The 17,207-nt window shown below is 43.4% G+C and carries 11 protein-coding genes; 9 read left to right on the top strand and 2 right to left on the bottom strand.

Annotated features, from left to right (window positions below; all coding sequences use genetic code 11):
- Positions 1-22 precede the first annotated feature (22 nt).
- Positions 23-1,867, bottom strand: coding sequence for a glutamine--fructose-6-phosphate transaminase (isomerizing) (glmS, locus tag HMPREF9010_RS01840; protein ID WP_008651597.1), 1,845 nt, complete (start codon positions 1,865-1,867; stop codon positions 23-25).
- 362 nt (positions 1,868-2,229) lie between these two features.
- On the opposite strand from glmS, the gene gltB reads away from it, so the two are divergent.
- The 4 genes from gltB (at position 2,230) to HMPREF9010_RS01860 (ending at position 11,068) form a co-directional block, all read left to right on the top strand.
- Positions 2,230-6,780, top strand: coding sequence for a glutamate synthase large subunit (gene gltB, locus HMPREF9010_RS01845; protein ID WP_008651596.1), 4,551 nt, complete (start codon positions 2,230-2,232; stop codon positions 6,778-6,780).
- A 126-nt stretch (positions 6,781-6,906) separates the two neighbouring features.
- The gene (locus HMPREF9010_RS01850) at positions 6,907-8,247 is read left to right on the top strand and encodes a glutamate synthase subunit beta (protein ID WP_008651594.1); all 1,341 of its coding nucleotides are present in this window, start codon (positions 6,907-6,909) and stop codon (positions 8,245-8,247) included.
- A 214-nt stretch (positions 8,248-8,461) separates the two neighbouring features.
- Positions 8,462-10,129: an asparagine synthase B gene (gene asnB, locus HMPREF9010_RS01855; RefSeq protein ID WP_008651593.1), complete on the top strand. Its 1,668-nt coding sequence runs from the start codon at positions 8,462-8,464 to the stop codon at positions 10,127-10,129.
- Between the two features lie 171 nt (positions 10,130-10,300).
- Complete coding sequence (locus HMPREF9010_RS01860; protein WP_004300081.1) at positions 10,301-11,068, top strand: glycerophosphodiester phosphodiesterase family protein; 768 nt, start codon at positions 10,301-10,303, stop codon at positions 11,066-11,068.
- 245 nt (positions 11,069-11,313) lie between these two features.
- Here the strand turns inward: HMPREF9010_RS01860 and HMPREF9010_RS01865 are convergent, their stop codons facing one another.
- Complete coding sequence (locus HMPREF9010_RS01865) at positions 11,314-11,610, bottom strand: thioredoxin family protein (RefSeq protein ID WP_008651589.1); 297 nt, start codon at positions 11,608-11,610, stop codon at positions 11,314-11,316.
- Positions 11,611-12,024: 414 nt separating this feature from the next.
- Here HMPREF9010_RS01865 and dapF point away from each other — a divergent pair, with 414 nt between their 5' ends.
- The 5 genes from dapF (at position 12,025) to HMPREF9010_RS01890 (ending at position 17,056) form a co-directional block, all read left to right on the top strand.
- Positions 12,025-12,831 carry a diaminopimelate epimerase gene (gene dapF / locus HMPREF9010_RS01870; RefSeq protein WP_008651586.1) on the top strand — a complete coding sequence of 269 codons (807 nt, stop codon included), beginning with the start codon at positions 12,025-12,027 and terminating at the stop codon, positions 12,829-12,831.
- A gap of 52 nt (positions 12,832-12,883) precedes the next feature.
- Entirely contained in the window at positions 12,884-14,116 is a 1,233-nt protein-coding gene (locus tag HMPREF9010_RS01875) for an LL-diaminopimelate aminotransferase (RefSeq protein WP_008651584.1), read from the top strand.
- A 130-nt stretch (positions 14,117-14,246) separates the two neighbouring features.
- Positions 14,247-15,008, top strand: a complete 762-nt coding sequence (locus HMPREF9010_RS01880) for a hypothetical protein (protein ID WP_004303700.1) — start codon at positions 14,247-14,249, stop codon at positions 15,006-15,008.
- Positions 15,009-15,152: 144 nt separating this feature from the next.
- Positions 15,153-15,509, top strand: a complete 357-nt coding sequence (locus HMPREF9010_RS01885; RefSeq protein ID WP_004303701.1) for a P-II family nitrogen regulator — start codon at positions 15,153-15,155, stop codon at positions 15,507-15,509.
- 107 nt (positions 15,510-15,616) lie between these two features.
- Positions 15,617-17,056: an ammonium transporter gene (locus HMPREF9010_RS01890; protein WP_004311834.1), complete on the top strand. Its 1,440-nt coding sequence runs from the start codon at positions 15,617-15,619 to the stop codon at positions 17,054-17,056.
- Positions 17,057-17,207 lie beyond the last annotated feature (151 nt).

The following is a 17,207-nucleotide window of genomic DNA, read 5'->3' as shown; positions in this document are numbered from 1 at the left end:
ATATACTAGTTACTACTTAAAGTTACTCTACTGTTACCGACTTCGCCAGATTTCTCGGCTGATCCACATCCATCCCTTTGCATACCGCAATGTGGTAAGCAAGAAGTTGCAGAGGTACCGTAGTAATTAACGGATCGAGACATTCGATTGTTTCAGGAAGTTCGATACTACAGTCAGCGATTTTGCTGATAACGGTATCTCCTTTCGTCACAAATGCAATCACTTTTCCTTTCCGTGCCTTAATCTCCTGAATATTACTTAATACTTTCTCATACAACCCATTCTGGGTAGCAATCACCACTACCGGCATTTCCGCATCGATCAGGGCAATCGGTCCATGCTTCATCTCCGCAGCCGGATAACCTTCGGCGTGAATATACGATATTTCTTTCAATTTCAATGCACCTTCCAGAGCAACGGGATAACTATATCCGCGTCCCAGGTAAATAAAATTATGCGCATAAGTGAAAGTTTTCGATAACTCCGCCAAAGTATCATTCAATTCCAACACCTCTTTCATTTTTTCCGGAATATGATTTAACTCCTGTACGATTGAAAGAAAATACTGTTCGTCAATGGTTCCTTTCGCTTTGGCAAGTGTCAATGCCAACATCGCCAATACAGTAACCTGTCCGGTAAATGCTTTGGTAGAAGCCACCCCGATTTCTGGACCCACATGAATATATGAACCGGTATGAGTGGCACGGGGAATAGAAGAGCCGATCGCATTGCAAATGCCATATATAAATGCCCCGCGGCTTTTCGCCAATTCCACAGCAGCCAATGTATCTGCCGTCTCGCCACTCTGGGAGATTGCTATCACCACATCCTGCCCGTCAATCACCGGATCACGGTAGCGGAATTCGGAAGCATACTCCACTTCCACCGGTATGCGGCAAAAACTCTCAATCAGATGCTTACCGATCAGTCCGGCATGCCAGGAAGTTCCGCAAGCAACAATAATAAACCGTTTGGCATTCAGCAGCTTTTCCCGGTGATCTATCACAGCAGAAAGCACCACATTATCAGCTTCCACATTGATACGTCCGCGCATGCAATCACGAATACAATCGGGCTGTTCGAAAATCTCTTTCAACATAAAGTGCGGATATCCCCCTTTTTCCAACTGACCGAGGTTGAGTTCCACCTTCTTTATTTCAGGTATCATTTCGACATTGTTCAAGTTGACTACCTTCAACTCCTTCCCCAGATTCAAAACAGCTATTTCCCCGTCTTCCAGATAAACCACTTTATCAGTATATTCTACAATCGGAGTAGCATCTGAAGCAAGAAAGAACTCATTCTCTCCAATCCCCACTACCAATGGACTGCTCTTACGGGCAGCAATAATCTCATCGGGATGCTCCTTATCAAGAATCGCAATCGCATAAGCACCAATTACCTCCCCTAACGCCAACTGAACAGCCGTCAACAGACTGACCTGATTAGTGACTTTCATGTATTCTATTAATTGAACGAGGACTTCGGTATCTGTACTACTTTTAAAAATATAGCCTTTGGCTTGAAGTTTTTCTTTGAGAACGGCGTAGTTTTCAATAATACCGTTATGAATGAGAGCGAGCTTTTCGGAAGAAGAGTAATGAGGGTGGGCGTTAGCAGAACAAGGTTCCCCGTGAGTAGCCCAACGGGTATGGGCAATTCCGATTGTACCGGAAATATCTTTCTGTGTGACGAAATTTTCAAGATCAGAGACTTTTCCTTTCGTCTTATACACATTTAACTGTTGGTCATCACTAATGATTGCTACCCCCGCGCTGTCATATCCACGATACTCCAGTCGCTTCAGCCCTTTGATAAGGATAGGGTAGGCTTTTCGTTTACCAATATAGCCTACTATTCCACACATATTATGATATTTTTATTTCGCCTGCAAATATACACATTACAAATAACATAAAGACAACAAAAAGCATATTTATTTGACAGAAACGCATAAAAAAGTTGCAAACACATCAAAAAGTTAAATAATATATTATTTTTAGCTCAAAAAGAAACAAATTACAATCAGCTTCAAATAAGGATAAATAAGCTAACAAATTAAAAGCAAATTTCCTGTTTTTAATAACAAATTAAAAGAATAAAGATTCCTATTCTCATTTCGCGTCACACAAAAGCTAAATTTCACTATCATTTTGAAATTAAAATATTAACTTTGCCAAACAATTTGATACATCAAACAGGTATTATCATACAATAAAGCTAGTAAGAATGAAGAAACAAGAACTTTTTAACAACGTAACAGAAGGATTCCCTTACCAACGACAGCCCCAACAGATGGGCTTGTACGATGCGGCATACGAACACGATGCCTGCGGTGTCGGTATGCTGGTTAACATTCATGGAGAAAAGTCACACGACATTGTTGAGTCGGCTTTAAAGGTATTAGAAAACATGCGCCATCGCGGTGCCGAGGGTGCGGATAACAAGACCGGTGACGGTGCAGGTATCATGCTTCAAATTCCGCATGAGTTTATTTTATTACAAGGTATTCCTGTCCCCGAAAAAGGACGGTACGGCACAGGGTTATTGTTTTTACCGAAAAACGAAAAAGACCAGGCAGCTATTCTAAGTATTATTATTGAAGAAATTGAAAAAGAAGGACTCACATTGATGCATTTGCGCAATGTGCCCACCTGCCCCGAAATCCTGGGAGAATCGGCTCTGGCAAACGAACCGGACATCAAACAAGTGTTCATCACCGGATTTACGGAAACGGAAACTGCCGACCGGAAGTTATATCTGATCCGGAAAAGAATCGAAAATAAAGTCAGATTGTCATCTATTCCGGCAAAAGACGATTTTTATGTTGTGTCACTCTCTACCAAAAGTATTATATATAAAGGTATGCTTTCATCATTACAGCTGCGCAACTATTATCCGGACCTGACAAATAGCTATTTTACCAGCGGACTGGCATTGGTGCACTCTCGTTTCAGTACCAATACATTCCCTACATGGGGATTGGCACAGCCGTTCCGTCTGCTGGCACACAACGGTGAAATCAATACTATCCGTGGTAACCGAGGATGGATGGAAGCCCGTGAAAGTGTACTCTCCACTCCCACTTTAGGTGATATAAAAGAAATCCGCCCGATTATACAACCGGGTATGAGCGACAGTGCTTCTCTGGACAATGTACTGGAGTTCCTGGTGATGTCAGGATTGAGCCTGCCACATGCCATGGCTATGCTCGTGCCGGAATCTTTCAACGAGAAGAACCCGATCAGTGAGGATCTGAAATCATTCTACGAATACCACTCCATCCTGATGGAACCGTGGGACGGACCGGCCGCACTACTATTCAGCGACGGACGATTTGCCGGAGGTATGCTCGACCGCAATGGCCTGCGCCCTGCCCGTTATCTGATTACTAAAAACGATATGATGGTAGTGGCTTCGGAAGTCGGTGTTATGGATTTCGAACCGGGAGACATCAAAGAAAAAGGTCGCTTACAGCCCGGCAAAATCCTGCTGGTGGATACGGAAAAAGGCGAGATCTACTATGACGGCGAACTGAAAAAACAGTTGGCTGAAGCCAAGCCTTACCGCACCTGGCTATCTACCAACCGAATCGAACTGGATGAACTGAAAAGCGGGCGCAAAGTTCCTCATCACGTAGCAAACTACGACCGGATGCTTCGTACTTTCGGCTACTCCAAAGAGGACATCGAAAGGCTGATTATGCCGATGGCAAGCACCGGAGCAGAACCGATCAATTCAATGGGTAACGATACGCCACTCGCCGTACTTTCAGATAAACCACAGTTGCTTTACAACTATTTCCGTCAGCAATTTGCACAGGTAACCAATCCGCCCATTGATCCCCTTCGTGAAGAACTGGTGATGTCATTGACGGAATACATTGGAGCAGTCGGTATGAATATTCTGACGCCCAGTGAAAGTCATTGCAAAATGGTACGCCTGAATCATCCGATTTTAAGCAATACCCAACTGGATATTCTTTGTAATATCCGGTATAAAGGCTTCAAAACAGTCAAACTACCCATGTTGTTTGAGGTTACAAAAGGGAAAGCCGGACTGCAGGAAGCACTGACCCATCTTTGTAAAATGGCGGAAGAATCCGTGACGGAAGGTGTAAACTACATTGTCCTGACCGACCGTGAGGTGGATATTACCCATGCTGCCATTCCATCATTGCTGGCAGTAAGCGCTGTTCATCACCACCTGATTTCAGTTGGTAAACGGGTGCAAACAGCATTGATCGTAGAAAGTGGTGAAATACGTGAAGTGATGCACGCCGCGTTATTGTTGGGTTTCGGAGCAAGTGCCCTGAATCCTTACATGGCATTCGCTGTCCTCGACCGACTGGTAAAAGACAAAGATATTCAGTTAGATTATACCACTGCTGAAAAGAACTATATCAAATCCATCTGTAAAGGCTTGTTTAAAATCATGAGTAAGATGGGTATCTCTACGATCCGCTCCTATCGTGGTGCTAAGATTTTCGAAGCTGTCGGTTTGAGTGAAGAATTGAGCAAGGCTTATTTTGGAGGACTCGGTTCACCGATCGAAGGTATCCGTCTGGAAGAAATAGCCAGAGATGCCATTGCTTTCCATAAAGAAGGATTTGAAAGTATTAAAAATGAAGAGTTATTAAAAAATAACGGTTTGTATGCTTTCCGTAAAGATGGAGAAAAGCACGCATGGAATCCGGAAACAATCAGCACTCTGCAATTGGCTACACGACTGGGGAGTTATAAAAAATTTAAAGAGTACACCCATCTGGTAGACGAAAAAGAGAAGCCTATTTTCCTTCGTGACTTTCTGGGATTCCGTCGTAATCCGATTTCAATCGATCAGGTAGAACCGGTGGAAAACATTCTGCATCGTTTCGTCACGGGGGCTATGTCTTTTGGTTCTATCAGCAAAGAGGCTCATGAGGCAATGGCTATTGCCATGAATAAAATTCACGGACGCAGTAATACCGGTGAAGGTGGCGAAGACGCTGCCCGTTTCCAACCGCTGCCCGATGGCAGTTCTTTACGAAGTGCAATCAAGCAGGTAGCTTCCGGTCGTTTCGGTGTAACGGCAGAATATCTGGTTAATGCGGACGAAATTCAAATCAAGATAGCACAGGGAGCCAAACCGGGTGAAGGCGGACAACTACCGGGATTTAAAGTGAACGATGTGATTGCGAAAACACGTCATTCCATTCCGGGAATTTCGCTGATTTCTCCTCCGCCTCATCATGATATTTATTCGATTGAGGATTTGGCACAATTAATCTTCGATTTGAAAAATGTAAATCCACAGGCCAAAATCAGTGTGAAACTGGTAGCAGAAAGCGGCGTCGGTACGATTGCTGCGGGTGTGGCAAAAGCAAAGGCGGACCTAATTGTCATCTCTGGTGCTGAAGGGGGAACAGGTGCTTCTCCGGCTTCTTCTATCCGCTATGCGGGTATCTCACCGGAATTGGGATTGAGCGAGACACAGCAAACATTGGTTTTGAACGGACTTCGTGGCCAAGTAGTTCTGCAAGCCGACGGACAACTGAAAACCGGACGTGACATCATCTTAATGGCACTAATGGGTGCCGAAGAATATGGCTTCGCCACCTCGGCATTGATTGTATTAGGGTGTGTAATGATGCGCAAATGCCATCAGAATACTTGTCCGGTGGGAGTTGCCACACAGAATGAAGAGTTACGTAAACGCTTTCATGGACGCAGTGAATATTTAGTAAACTTTTTCACATTCCTGGCACAGGAAGTCCGCGAGCATTTGGCTGAAATGGGATTCACCCGGATGGATGACATCATCGGGCGTACAGACTTAATCGAGCGCAAGTCCGATGCCAATGACCCAAATCCGAAACATGCTTTAATCGACTTCACCAAATTGCTGGCACGTGTTGACAACAGTGCGGCTATCCGTCATGTCATCGACCAAGATCATGGAATTTCTGCTGTAAAGGATGTAACCATCATCGATGCCGCACAAGAAGCTATCGAACATGAGAAAGAGATTTCTTTAGAATATACGATTGCCAATACAGACCGTGCAATAGGTGCTATGCTTTCCGGAGTAATCGCCAAGAAATATGGTGCCAAAGGATTGCCGGAACATACGCTGAATGTAAAATTCAAAGGTTCGGCAGGTCAATCTTTCGGAGCTTTTCTCGTACCGGGAGTTAACTTTAAACTGGAAGGTGAAGCGAATGATTACCTGGGTAAAGGATTGAGCGGCGGGCGTATCTCCATATTGCCTCCTATCCGCAGCAATTTCGAAGCCGAAAAAAATACAATCGCCGGTAATACCTTGCTTTATGGCGCAACAAGCGGTGAAGTATATATCAACGGCCGTGTAGGAGAACGTTTCGCTGTTCGTAACTCCGGCGCAGTTGCCGTCGTAGAAGGCGTGGGTGACCATTGTTGCGAATACATGACCGGAGGTCGTGTGGTAGTCCTCGGACAAACCGGACGTAACTTTGCAGCCGGTATGAGTGGCGGTGTAGCTTATGTATGGAACAAAGACGGCAACTTCGATTATTTCTGTAACATGGAAATGGTGGAACTGTCACTCATCGAAGAAGCCAGCTACCGGAAAGAGTTGCATGAACTAATCCGCCAGCATTACCTCTACACAGGCTCGAAACTGGCACGCATCCTGCTCGACAACTGGAATCATTACGTAGATCAATTCATCCAAGTAGTGCCCATCGAATACAAAAAAGTACTGCAGGAAGAACAAATGAGAAAGTTACAACAAAAAATTGCAGATATGCAAAGAGACTATTAGATTTACAATTTGACTATTTACAATTTACTATTTGAATGTATAGTATAGTCTGTAAATAGTCAAATAGCAAATGATAAGATAGTCTAGAAATAGTAAATAGTAAATCGTCAAATAGTAAATAACAAGATGGGAGATCCTAAAGCATTTCTAAATATACCTCGACAAGAGGCGGGATACCGCCCTGCAAACGAGCGAATCGCTGACTATAGTCAGGTAGAACAGACTTTGAATACAAACAGCCGTAAATTGCAGGCGTCACGCTGTATGGATTGCGGTGTACCTTTCTGTCATTGGGCATGCCCGATAGGAAATAAACAACCGGAATGGCAGGATGCATTATACAGGGGAAAATGGAAGGAGGCATACGAAGTATTGTCGTCTACTTGCGATTTTCCTGAATTTACAGGACGTATTTGTCCTGCTCTTTGCGAGAAATCGTGTGTGTTGAAACTTTCCTGCGATCAGCCGGTGACTATTCGCGAGAATGAAGCAGCTATCGTAGAAGCGGCTTTTCGTGAAGGATATATACAAGTAAAGACGCCGGAAAGAAACGGAAAGAAAGTGGCGGTGATTGGTGCAGGTCCTGCTGGATTGGTGGTGGCTAATCAGCTGAATTTAAAAGGATATAGCGTTACTTTATTCGATAAGGATGAAGCGCCCGGAGGATTATTACGATTCGGTATTCCTAATTTCAAACTGGATAAAAATGTAATTGACCGACGGATGAAGATATTGGCTGCAGAAGGAATACAGTTTGAGATGGGAGTAGAAATAGACGTTAATCATTTACCGGAAGGATTCGATGCTTACTGCATCTGTACCGGAACCCCCACTGCACGTGACTTGAGTATTCCGGGACGTGAACTGAAAGGGATTCATTTCGCACTCGAAATGCTGGCACAACAGAATAGGATTCTGGCAGGACAGACTTTCCCGAAAGACAAGTTGGTAAATGCCAAAGGCAAAAAGGTTCTCGTGATAGGTGGCGGAGACACTGGTTCCGACTGCATCGGAACCAGTGTGAGACAGGGAGCCGTCAGTGTCACTCAAATCGAAATCATGCCGAAACCTCCTGTCGGCTACAATCCGGCTACTCCTTGGCCACAATGGCCGGCAGTCTTCAAAACGACTTCCAGCCATGAAGAAGGTTGTACACGCCGCTGGTGCCTGGCTTCCAATCAGTTCCTCGGAAAGAATGGAAAAGTGACAGGTGTAGAAGTGGAAGAAGTGAAATGGATTCCGGCAGCAGATGGCGGACGTCCCACGATGAAACCAACAGGGAAGAAGGAAGTCATCGAAGCTGATATGGTATTATTGGCGATGGGATTCCTGAAACCGGAACAACCCAAATTTGCAAAGAATGTATTTCTTGCCGGTGATGCCGAGACTGGTGCCAGCTTAGTAGTACGCGCCATGGCAGGAGGACGAAAGGCTGCTGCGGAAATAGATGCTTATCTAATACAATAAGGTTTGCAACAGTGTACAACAAGAAGCTCGATTGCTATTATCGGTTCGTTCCATATCTATAGAACTAAAGAATAACAGATATGGAACTAAAGGAAAACAGTTGTGGAACTAAACGATAACAATTATGGAACGAATTAAGAATAACTAGTCAGCTTCTTAGAAATAGCGAATAAACAATCAACAGATTACATTACCCCCTCTAAAAATTAAAGTTATGTGTGGAATAGCAGGTATACTCAACATCAAAGTTCAAACGAAAGAGCTAAGAGATAAAGCACTGAAAATGGCCCAGAAGATCCGTCATCGCGGACCGGACTGGAGTGGAATCTATGTAGGCGGAAGTGCCATCCTGGCACACGAACGTCTTTCCATTGTCGACCCGCAAAGTGGCGGACAGCCGTTATACTCTCCCGATCGTAAACAAGTGCTCGCCGTCAACGGTGAGATTTACAATCACCGTGATATTCGCGCTAAATATGCGGGAAAATATAACTTTCAGACCGGAAGTGACTGTGAGGTAATTCTTGCCCTTTACAAAGATAAAGGCATCCATTTTCTGGAAGATATTAGCGGTATCTTTGCTTTCGTTCTTTATGATGAGGAAAAGGATGAATTTCTAATTGCCCGTGATCCGATAGGGGTTATTCCTTTATATATAGGAAAAGATAAAGAGGGAAAAATCTACTTTGGCAGCGAGTTGAAAGCCCTTGAAGGATTTTGCGACAAATATGAAATATTTCTCCCCGGACATTACTTCTATAGTAAAGAGGGAAAAATGAAACGTTGGTATTCGCGCGACTGGACAGAATATGAAACCGTAAAAGAGAATGATGCACAAACCGTTGATGTGAAAATAGCATTAGAAGAGGCTGTACACCGCCAGTTAATGAGTGACGTACCGTACGGAGTGCTTCTTTCGGGAGGGTTGGATAGTTCTGTCATCTCCGCCATTGCCAAAAAATATGCGGCAAAACGTATAGAAACAGACGGAGCGAGTGATGCGTGGTGGCCTCAACTCCACTCCTTCGCCATCGGACTAAAAGGTGCTCCCGATTTGATTAAAGCACGTGAAGTGGCTGAATATATCGGTACTGTCCATCACGAAATAAACTATACTGTTCAGGAAGGTTTGGATGCCCTGCGTGATGTCATTTATTTCATCGAGACATACGATGTAACCACGGTACGCGCTTCCACTCCCATGTACCTACTGGCACGTGTCATCAAATCGATGGGTATCAAAATGGTGTTGAGCGGTGAAGGCGCCGATGAAGTTTTCGGTGGTTATCTGTATTTCCACAAGGCTCCCACTCCACAGGCATTCCACGAAGAAACAGTACGTAAACTTTCAAAGTTGCACATGTACGATTGCCTCCGCGCCAATAAAAGTTTGTCAGCATGGGGAGTAGAAGGACGTGTTCCTTTCCTTGATAAAGAATTCCTCGACGTAGCCATGAACCTGAATCCGAAAGCTAAAATGTGCCCCGGAAAGGAAATTGAGAAACGGATTGTTCGCGAAGCCTTTGCCGAGATGTTACCGGAAAGTGTGGCGTGGAGACAAAAAGAGCAGTTCAGTGACGGTGTAGGATATTCATGGATTGACACATTGAGGGAAATCACAGCTGCTGCTGTGAGCGATCAGCAAATGGAACATGCTGCCGAACGCTTCCCTATCAACACGCCACAAAATAAAGAAGAATACTATTATCGCAGTATCTTTGAAGAGCATTTCCCCAGTGAAAGTGCAGCACGCACCGTACCCAGTGTTCCCAGTGTGGCCTGCTCCACAGCAGAAGCGCTGGCGTGGGATATTGCTTTCAGGAATCTGAATGAGCCTAGCGGACGTGCGGTGAGAGGAATACACGAAGAGGCCTATACTTAACTGATAAGAATAACAGAATCTGCTCTTTCTGTTATTCTTTTGTAACATTTCTATTTTAAAATCTCAAGGATTAACGCAGATTAGCATATTATTGTCTGATTTGCGTTTTCTTTTTTATAATTTTGAGGCCAAACCAAATTAAATCTATCAAACTTTTAAAAGACCAAACAAATGAATTTAAAAAAAATGATGATGGCTTCTGCCCTTCTAATGGTTGCTTGCTGTATGCAGGCACAGACAAAAGTGATAGCCCACCGTGGATTCTGGAAAACTCCGGGATCATCACAAAACAGTATTTCATCACTTCTAAAAGCAGATTCCATCGGTTGTTACGGTTCAGAATTTGACGTATGGATCGCTAAGGATAACAAGTTGGTGGTCAACCATGATCCTGTATACAAGATGAGACCGATGGAGTATTCCAAAGGTGACGCACTGACCGGACTTAAATTATCCAACGGAGAAAACTTACCCAGCCTGGAACAATATCTGGAAGCCGGGAAAAACTGTAATACCCGACTGATTCTCGAACTGAAAGCACATAGTAACAAGAAACGTGAAACCAAAGCCGTACAGGGAATCCTTGCCATGGTGAAGAAAATGGGACTGGAAAACCGCATGGAATATATCACGTTCTCCCTGCATGCCATGAAAGAGTTTATCCGCCTGGCTCCTGCCGGTACTCCGGTATTTTACCTTAACGGGGAACTGTCTCCCAAAGAATTAAAGGAACTCGGTGCTGCCGGTCTTGATTATCACATGGGAGTGATTAAGAAACACCCCGAATGGATCAAAGAAGCTCATGAACTCGGCTTGAAAGTAAATGTGTGGACTGTGGACGAAGTGGAAGATATGAAATCGCTGATCGAACAGAAAGTAGATTTCATTACCACCAACGAACCAGTCATCTTACAAGAAGAACTGAAAAAACATCAATAAGATAAAATCATTACAAAGTAAACTATTTAATATCCGTCTTTAAAGAAACAGCTCGTTCCTTTAAAAGAAACAGGATGTTTCTCGGTGTCGAACGGGTGGTTCCTTTAAAAGGAACCACCCGTTTCTTTTAAAGGAAAAATGAGCTTTTATAACAAACTAAATACCAGCATATTAAGAACACTCATTTTTTCATCTGAAAAAGAAAAGGTCATTTTCATATATGCCAATAAAAGATTACAAACGATTTACTGGAAATCATCTAATACCTCTTTCAGCTCTCCTACCGTAAGCTCTCCTACCTGTCTCCATAATTCATGTCCCTTATGCAATAAAAGAAAGGCGGGCACTGTTTCTGCATTATGCGCATCGGCTATTGTTCTATTTTCTTCAGCATTCACTCTTATCAATTCTACAGTTCTCTTTTCGTAAGTCCGAAGCACAGGACCTATCCACTCATAATGAGGTGACCAGTCGGCATAAAATACTACCAACACCAAATGGTTGGTCTTAACTGCTGTTTCTAATTGTTTCTCTATATTCATATCTCTACGTTTTTATATTAATGATAGTGCTAAAACAATGAACACAGAAAAAGGTTCTTCAGCATATCCGGTGAGCAATATGATAGATAAATAGGGGTTTTCACTTTCATATCGTCAAAAGGAAAAGGATATATTTCTTGTTTTTATAGCTGATTTCACCGATTATCAAGGCTAAATATTTTTCATATATTATGGAAGAATATGCAAAACAATTCATCCAAATAACAGTTTATTAATATATAAACAGGTATAATTTCAAATTATAACTAAATGTGGCCGTATATAAAGCGATTATAAGTTTGAAGAAAATAAATAGATATTAGATATACTTTTTAGTAAAATATAAAGCAAAAAGTCATATCTTTGCATCGTAATAAAACAAAAGGTTACAACAATCAACAAATATAAATCAAAATGACAACAAAGATTAAGTTCACAAAAATGCATGGAGCGGGAAATGACTACATATATGTAGACACAAGCCAATATCCGATAGCCGACCCTGCAAAGAAGGCAATCGAATGGAGCAAGTTTCATACAGGAATCGGAAGTGATGGACTTATATTGATTGGTGTCTCTGATAAAGCGGATTTCAGCATGCGCATTTTCAATGCGGACGGTTCGGAAGCTATGATGTGCGGTAACGGAAGCCGTTGTGTAGGCAAATATGTATATGAATACGGCTTGACTGACAAAACAGAAATTACGCTGGATACACGATCAGGAATAAAAATCCTGAAACTGCATGTAGAGGGAAAAACAGTTAGTGCAGTCACCGTAGACATGGGTAGCCCGTTGGAAACAGAAGAGATTCAGTGGGGAGGAAAGTATCCTTTCCGGTCGACCAAAGTATCAATGGGTAATCCGCATCTCGTCACATTTGTTGAGGACATCACCCAGATTAATTTACCGGAAATCGGTCCTGAACTGGAGAATCATCCTCTTTTTCCCGACAGAACCAATGTGGAGTTTGCACAGATTGTCAGCAAAGACACCATACGGATGAGGGTGTGGGAAAGAGGATCGGGAATCACTCAAGCTTGCGGGACAGGTGCTTGCGCCACAGCAGTAGCCGCCTTCATCAACGGACTTACAGGAAGAAAAAGCGATGTAATCATGGATGGAGGGACAGTCACCATTGAATGGGATGAAATCTCCGGACATATATTAATGACCGGACCGGCAACCAAAGTTTTCGATGGGGAGATTGAGGATAAGTAATAAGTATCAGGTATTGAGTATTAGATTTTGCAGAACTTAAAACAATAACAAGATGGCATTAGTAAACGAACATTTTTTGAAGTTACCGGGAAGCTATTTATTCTCGGACATAGCGAAAAAGGTAAATACCTTCAAGATAACACATCCTAAACAGGATATTATCCGGTTGGGTATCGGTGATGTCACCCAACCGCTTCCGAAAGCGTGTATCGAAGCCATGCACAAAGCGGTAGAAGAGCTGGCCAGCAAGGATACATTCCGCGGATATGGTCCTGAACAGGGATATGATTTTCTGATTGAAGCAATTATAAAAAATGACTTTATTCCACGTGGGATTCATTTCTCGGCATCCGAGATATTTGTCAGTGACGGTGCCAAAAGCGATACCGGAAATATAGGCGATATTCTTCGCCATGACAATAGCGTAGGTGTTACAGATCCCATCTATCCGGTTTATATAGACAGCAATGTCATGTGCGGACGCGCCGGAGTGTTGGAAGAAGAAACGGGTAAATGGAGTAATGCTACTTATATGCCTTGCACAAGTGAGAATAACTTTATTCCGGAAATTCCAGACAAACGGATAGACATTGTTTATCTCTGCTATCCGAACAACCCGACAGGAACAACCTTAACCAAACCGGAACTGAAGAAATGGGTGGACTATGCATTGGCAAACGATACATTGATTCTGTTCGATGCCGCTTATGAAGCATATATCCAGGACGAAAATGTCCCCCACTCTATCTATGAGATTAAGGGAGCTAAAAAGTGTGCGATCGAATTCCGTAGTTTTTCAAAAACGGCAGGATTTACCGGAGTACGCTGCGGATATACCGTGGTTCCGAAAGAACTCACCGCCGCCACTCTGGAAGGCGACCGCATACCGCTCAACAGATTGTGGAACCGCCGCCAGTGCACCAAGTTCAACGGTACTTCTTACATTACCCAACGGGCAGCAGAAGCCGTTTACAGTGCAGAAGGCAAAGCACAGATTAAAGAAACAATCGACTATTATATGACCAACGCCCAAATTATGAAAGAGGGATTGGAAGCCGCAGGACTGAAAGTGTATGGAGGAGTCAACGCTCCCTACTTATGGGTGAAAACTCCGAACGGGCTTTCGTCATGGAGATTCTTCGAACAGATGTTGTATGAAGCCAATGTGGTCGGTACCCCCGGTGTAGGCTTCGGACCAAGCGGTGAAGGATATATCCGCCTGACTGCCTTTGGCGAACGCAACGACTGTATCGAAGCGATGAGAAGAATAAAAAACTGGCTATAAGAATTTTGAATAACTTCTCCTAGTCTATTCATAACCAGTGATTTTTCAATTTACTTGATAGTATTTCGCGCGCTACTATATACATGGACCGTACATCCACATTTTTCTAACTATTAAAGGTAAAAAGACGATGAAAACGACGATTAACAAAAAAATGAGGGTAATAACAGTAGCATTATTACTGTCAGGGCTTGTCCCGTCTACAATGATGGCACAAGATAAGGTAGAAGCTTCCGTTGGAGCAGATCTGGTAAGTGGTTACATCTGGCGCGGCCAGGATTTAGGCGGAGTGAGCGTTCAACCCTCACTGGAAATCTCTTACAAAGGTTTCTCACTCGGAGCATGGGGATCGGTAGGATTCGAATCGACGGACACAAAAGAGTTCGATTTAACTCTTGGTTATTCGATAGGCGGTTTTAGCGTTTCAGTGACGGATTATTGGTTTAATACCCAAGTAGAAACTGGCATAGACGATGATGGAGAAACGATCTTTGCAACTAACAAGTATTTTAAATACGGAGCTCATTCAACGGCTCATGTATTTGAAGCACAAGTCGGATATGACTTCGGACCACTGGCAGTCAACTGGTATACAAATTTTGCAGGTGCCGACGGCGTGAAAGAAAATGGCAAAAGGGCTTATTCTTCTTACCTCGCACTTAGCGCACCATTCAAATTGGGAGGTCTCGACTGGACAGTAGATTTAGGTATGGTTCCTTGGGAGACAACTTTCTACAATGGCTATACAAGTGGGTTCTGCGTATCAGACGTAAGTCTCGGAGCTTCCAAGGATATCAAAATCACAGATTCCTTCTCCGTTCCGGCATTTGCCAAGGTATCTGTCAATCCACGGACAGAAGGAGCCTACTTCGCATTCGGATTAAGTTTTTAAGAGAGAGAATATAGAATATCAAAGAGCGTATAGGGATCAGGTAGTTAGAGTTTAGATTTTATCGGTTTGTTGTATGGTAACCTACTATGGCTGCCACACCCTATACCTCTTTCTTTTACAGGTCAACACTAATATTTAAGGTATATGAAAAAGATTGAAGCTATTATCCGTAAAACCAAATTCGAGGACGTAAAAGACGCCCTACTCGAAGCGGACATCGAATGGTTCTCTTATTACGATGTAAGAGGTATTGGAAAAGCACGGCAAGGACGTATCTACCGTGGCGTAGTATATGACACCAGCACCATTGAACGAATTTTGATCTCTATTGTCGTACGCGACAAAAATACCGAGAAAACAGTGCAGGCTATCATCAAAGCTGCACAGACCGGAGAAATCGGTGACGGACGTATTTTCGTCATTCCTATCGAAGACGCTATCCGGATACGCACTGCCGAACGTGGTGACATAGCCCTCTACAATGCAGAACAAGAACGTTAATCGGCAGCGGCAAGGTGCCGCTCCCAGGTTTCCTTGCGGATTATAACGTTTATAAAGAGGTTTACAACATCACTAATAAATAATAGGTATAAAATAAGATAATTATTATGGATACAAAATATAAAAGCCATAGCTTCGTAAAGTTGTGGATAGCCACTACTATATTCATTTTGTGCTGTTTTACTACTGATATGTCGGCACAAAACGCAGCCGCTGCCGATACAGTTGCAGCAGTTACAGAAACAATTACCGAAGTCGTTGCAGCTCCTGCCGAAGAAGCATCAGCAGCTCCCGATACGGTTGGTGAATTAGCTCTTGGATTAAATACTGTATGGATGTTGCTTGCAGCAATGCTCGTATTCTTCATGCAGCCGGGATTTGCATTAGTAGAAGCAGGTTTTACCAGAGTGAAAAATACTGCCAACATTCTGATGAAGAACTTTGTAGACTTCATGTTCGGCTCTTTACTATACTGGTTTATCGGTTTCGGATTGATGTTCGGCGCAGGCGGATTCATCGGAATGCCTCACTTCTGCGACCTTTCTTTCATTAATAATGGTTTGCCAACCGAAGGATTCCTCATATTCCAAACCGTATTCTGTGCGACAGCAGCTACAATTGTATCAGGAGCCATGGCAGAACGAACAAAATTCTCCATGTATATCGTCTACACCATCTTTATCAGTGTACTGATTTATCCGATATCCGGTCACTGGACATGGGGCGGAGGCTGGCTGATGAACGGTGAAGAAGGTTCTTTCATGATGAGTCACTTCGGCACTACATTCCATGACTTTGCCGGTTCTACAGTCGTTCACTCTGTAGGTGGATGGATTGCTTTGGTAGGTGCTGCCATTCTTGGTCCCCGTATCGGTAAATATGGTAAAGACGGCAAATCAAAAGCTATCCCAGGCCATAGCCTGACTATTGCTGCACTGGGGGTATTCATTCTTTGGTTCGGATGGTTCGGATTCAACCCCGGTTCTCAATTGGCAGCAGCAACCGAAGCCGACGCAATCGCTATTTCCCACGTATTCCTGACAACGAACCTGGCTGCTTGTGCCGGTGGTTTCTTTGCTCTGTTGGTGAGCTGGATGAAATATGGAAAACCATCCCTGTCATTGACACTGAATGGTATCTTGGCAGGTCTGGTAGGTATCACAGCAGGATGTGACACAGTATCTCCCGCAGGAGCAGCCTTAATAGGTGCGATATGTGGTGTCGTAATGATATTCTCCGTTGACTTCATTGACAAGTTTCTAAAAATAGACGATCCGGTAGGTGCATCTTCTGTACATGGTGTGTGTGGTTTTTTAGGAACAATTCTCACAGGTTTGTTCTCTACCAGTGAAGGTTTATTCTATGGATACGGTTTCGGATTCCTCGGTGCACAACTATTCGGAGCATTGGTAGTAAGTGCATGGGCAGCAGGCATGGGATTCATCATTTTCAAAACGCTTGATAAGATTCACGGACTTCGCGTTCCGGCACGTGTCGAAGAAGAAGGTCTTGACATTTACGAACACGGTGAATCTGCTTACAACTAAGTTACTTATAATTAAAAGTAAGTCTACTCATCAGTAAGTGAATTAGGCTATATAGATTAAAAAGATTTATCCCGGGCGGGCCTGACCGCCTTCCCGGGAACCACACAGAGAAAATTATTTGCTCTAACATATTTAACAACAAATCAAATTA

The organism is Bacteroides sp. 3_1_23, from assembly GCF_000162555.1.
Lineage (GTDB): Bacteria > Bacteroidota > Bacteroidia > Bacteroidales > Bacteroidaceae > Bacteroides > Bacteroides ovatus.
This window is presented reverse-complemented; position numbering and strand designations above follow the sequence as displayed.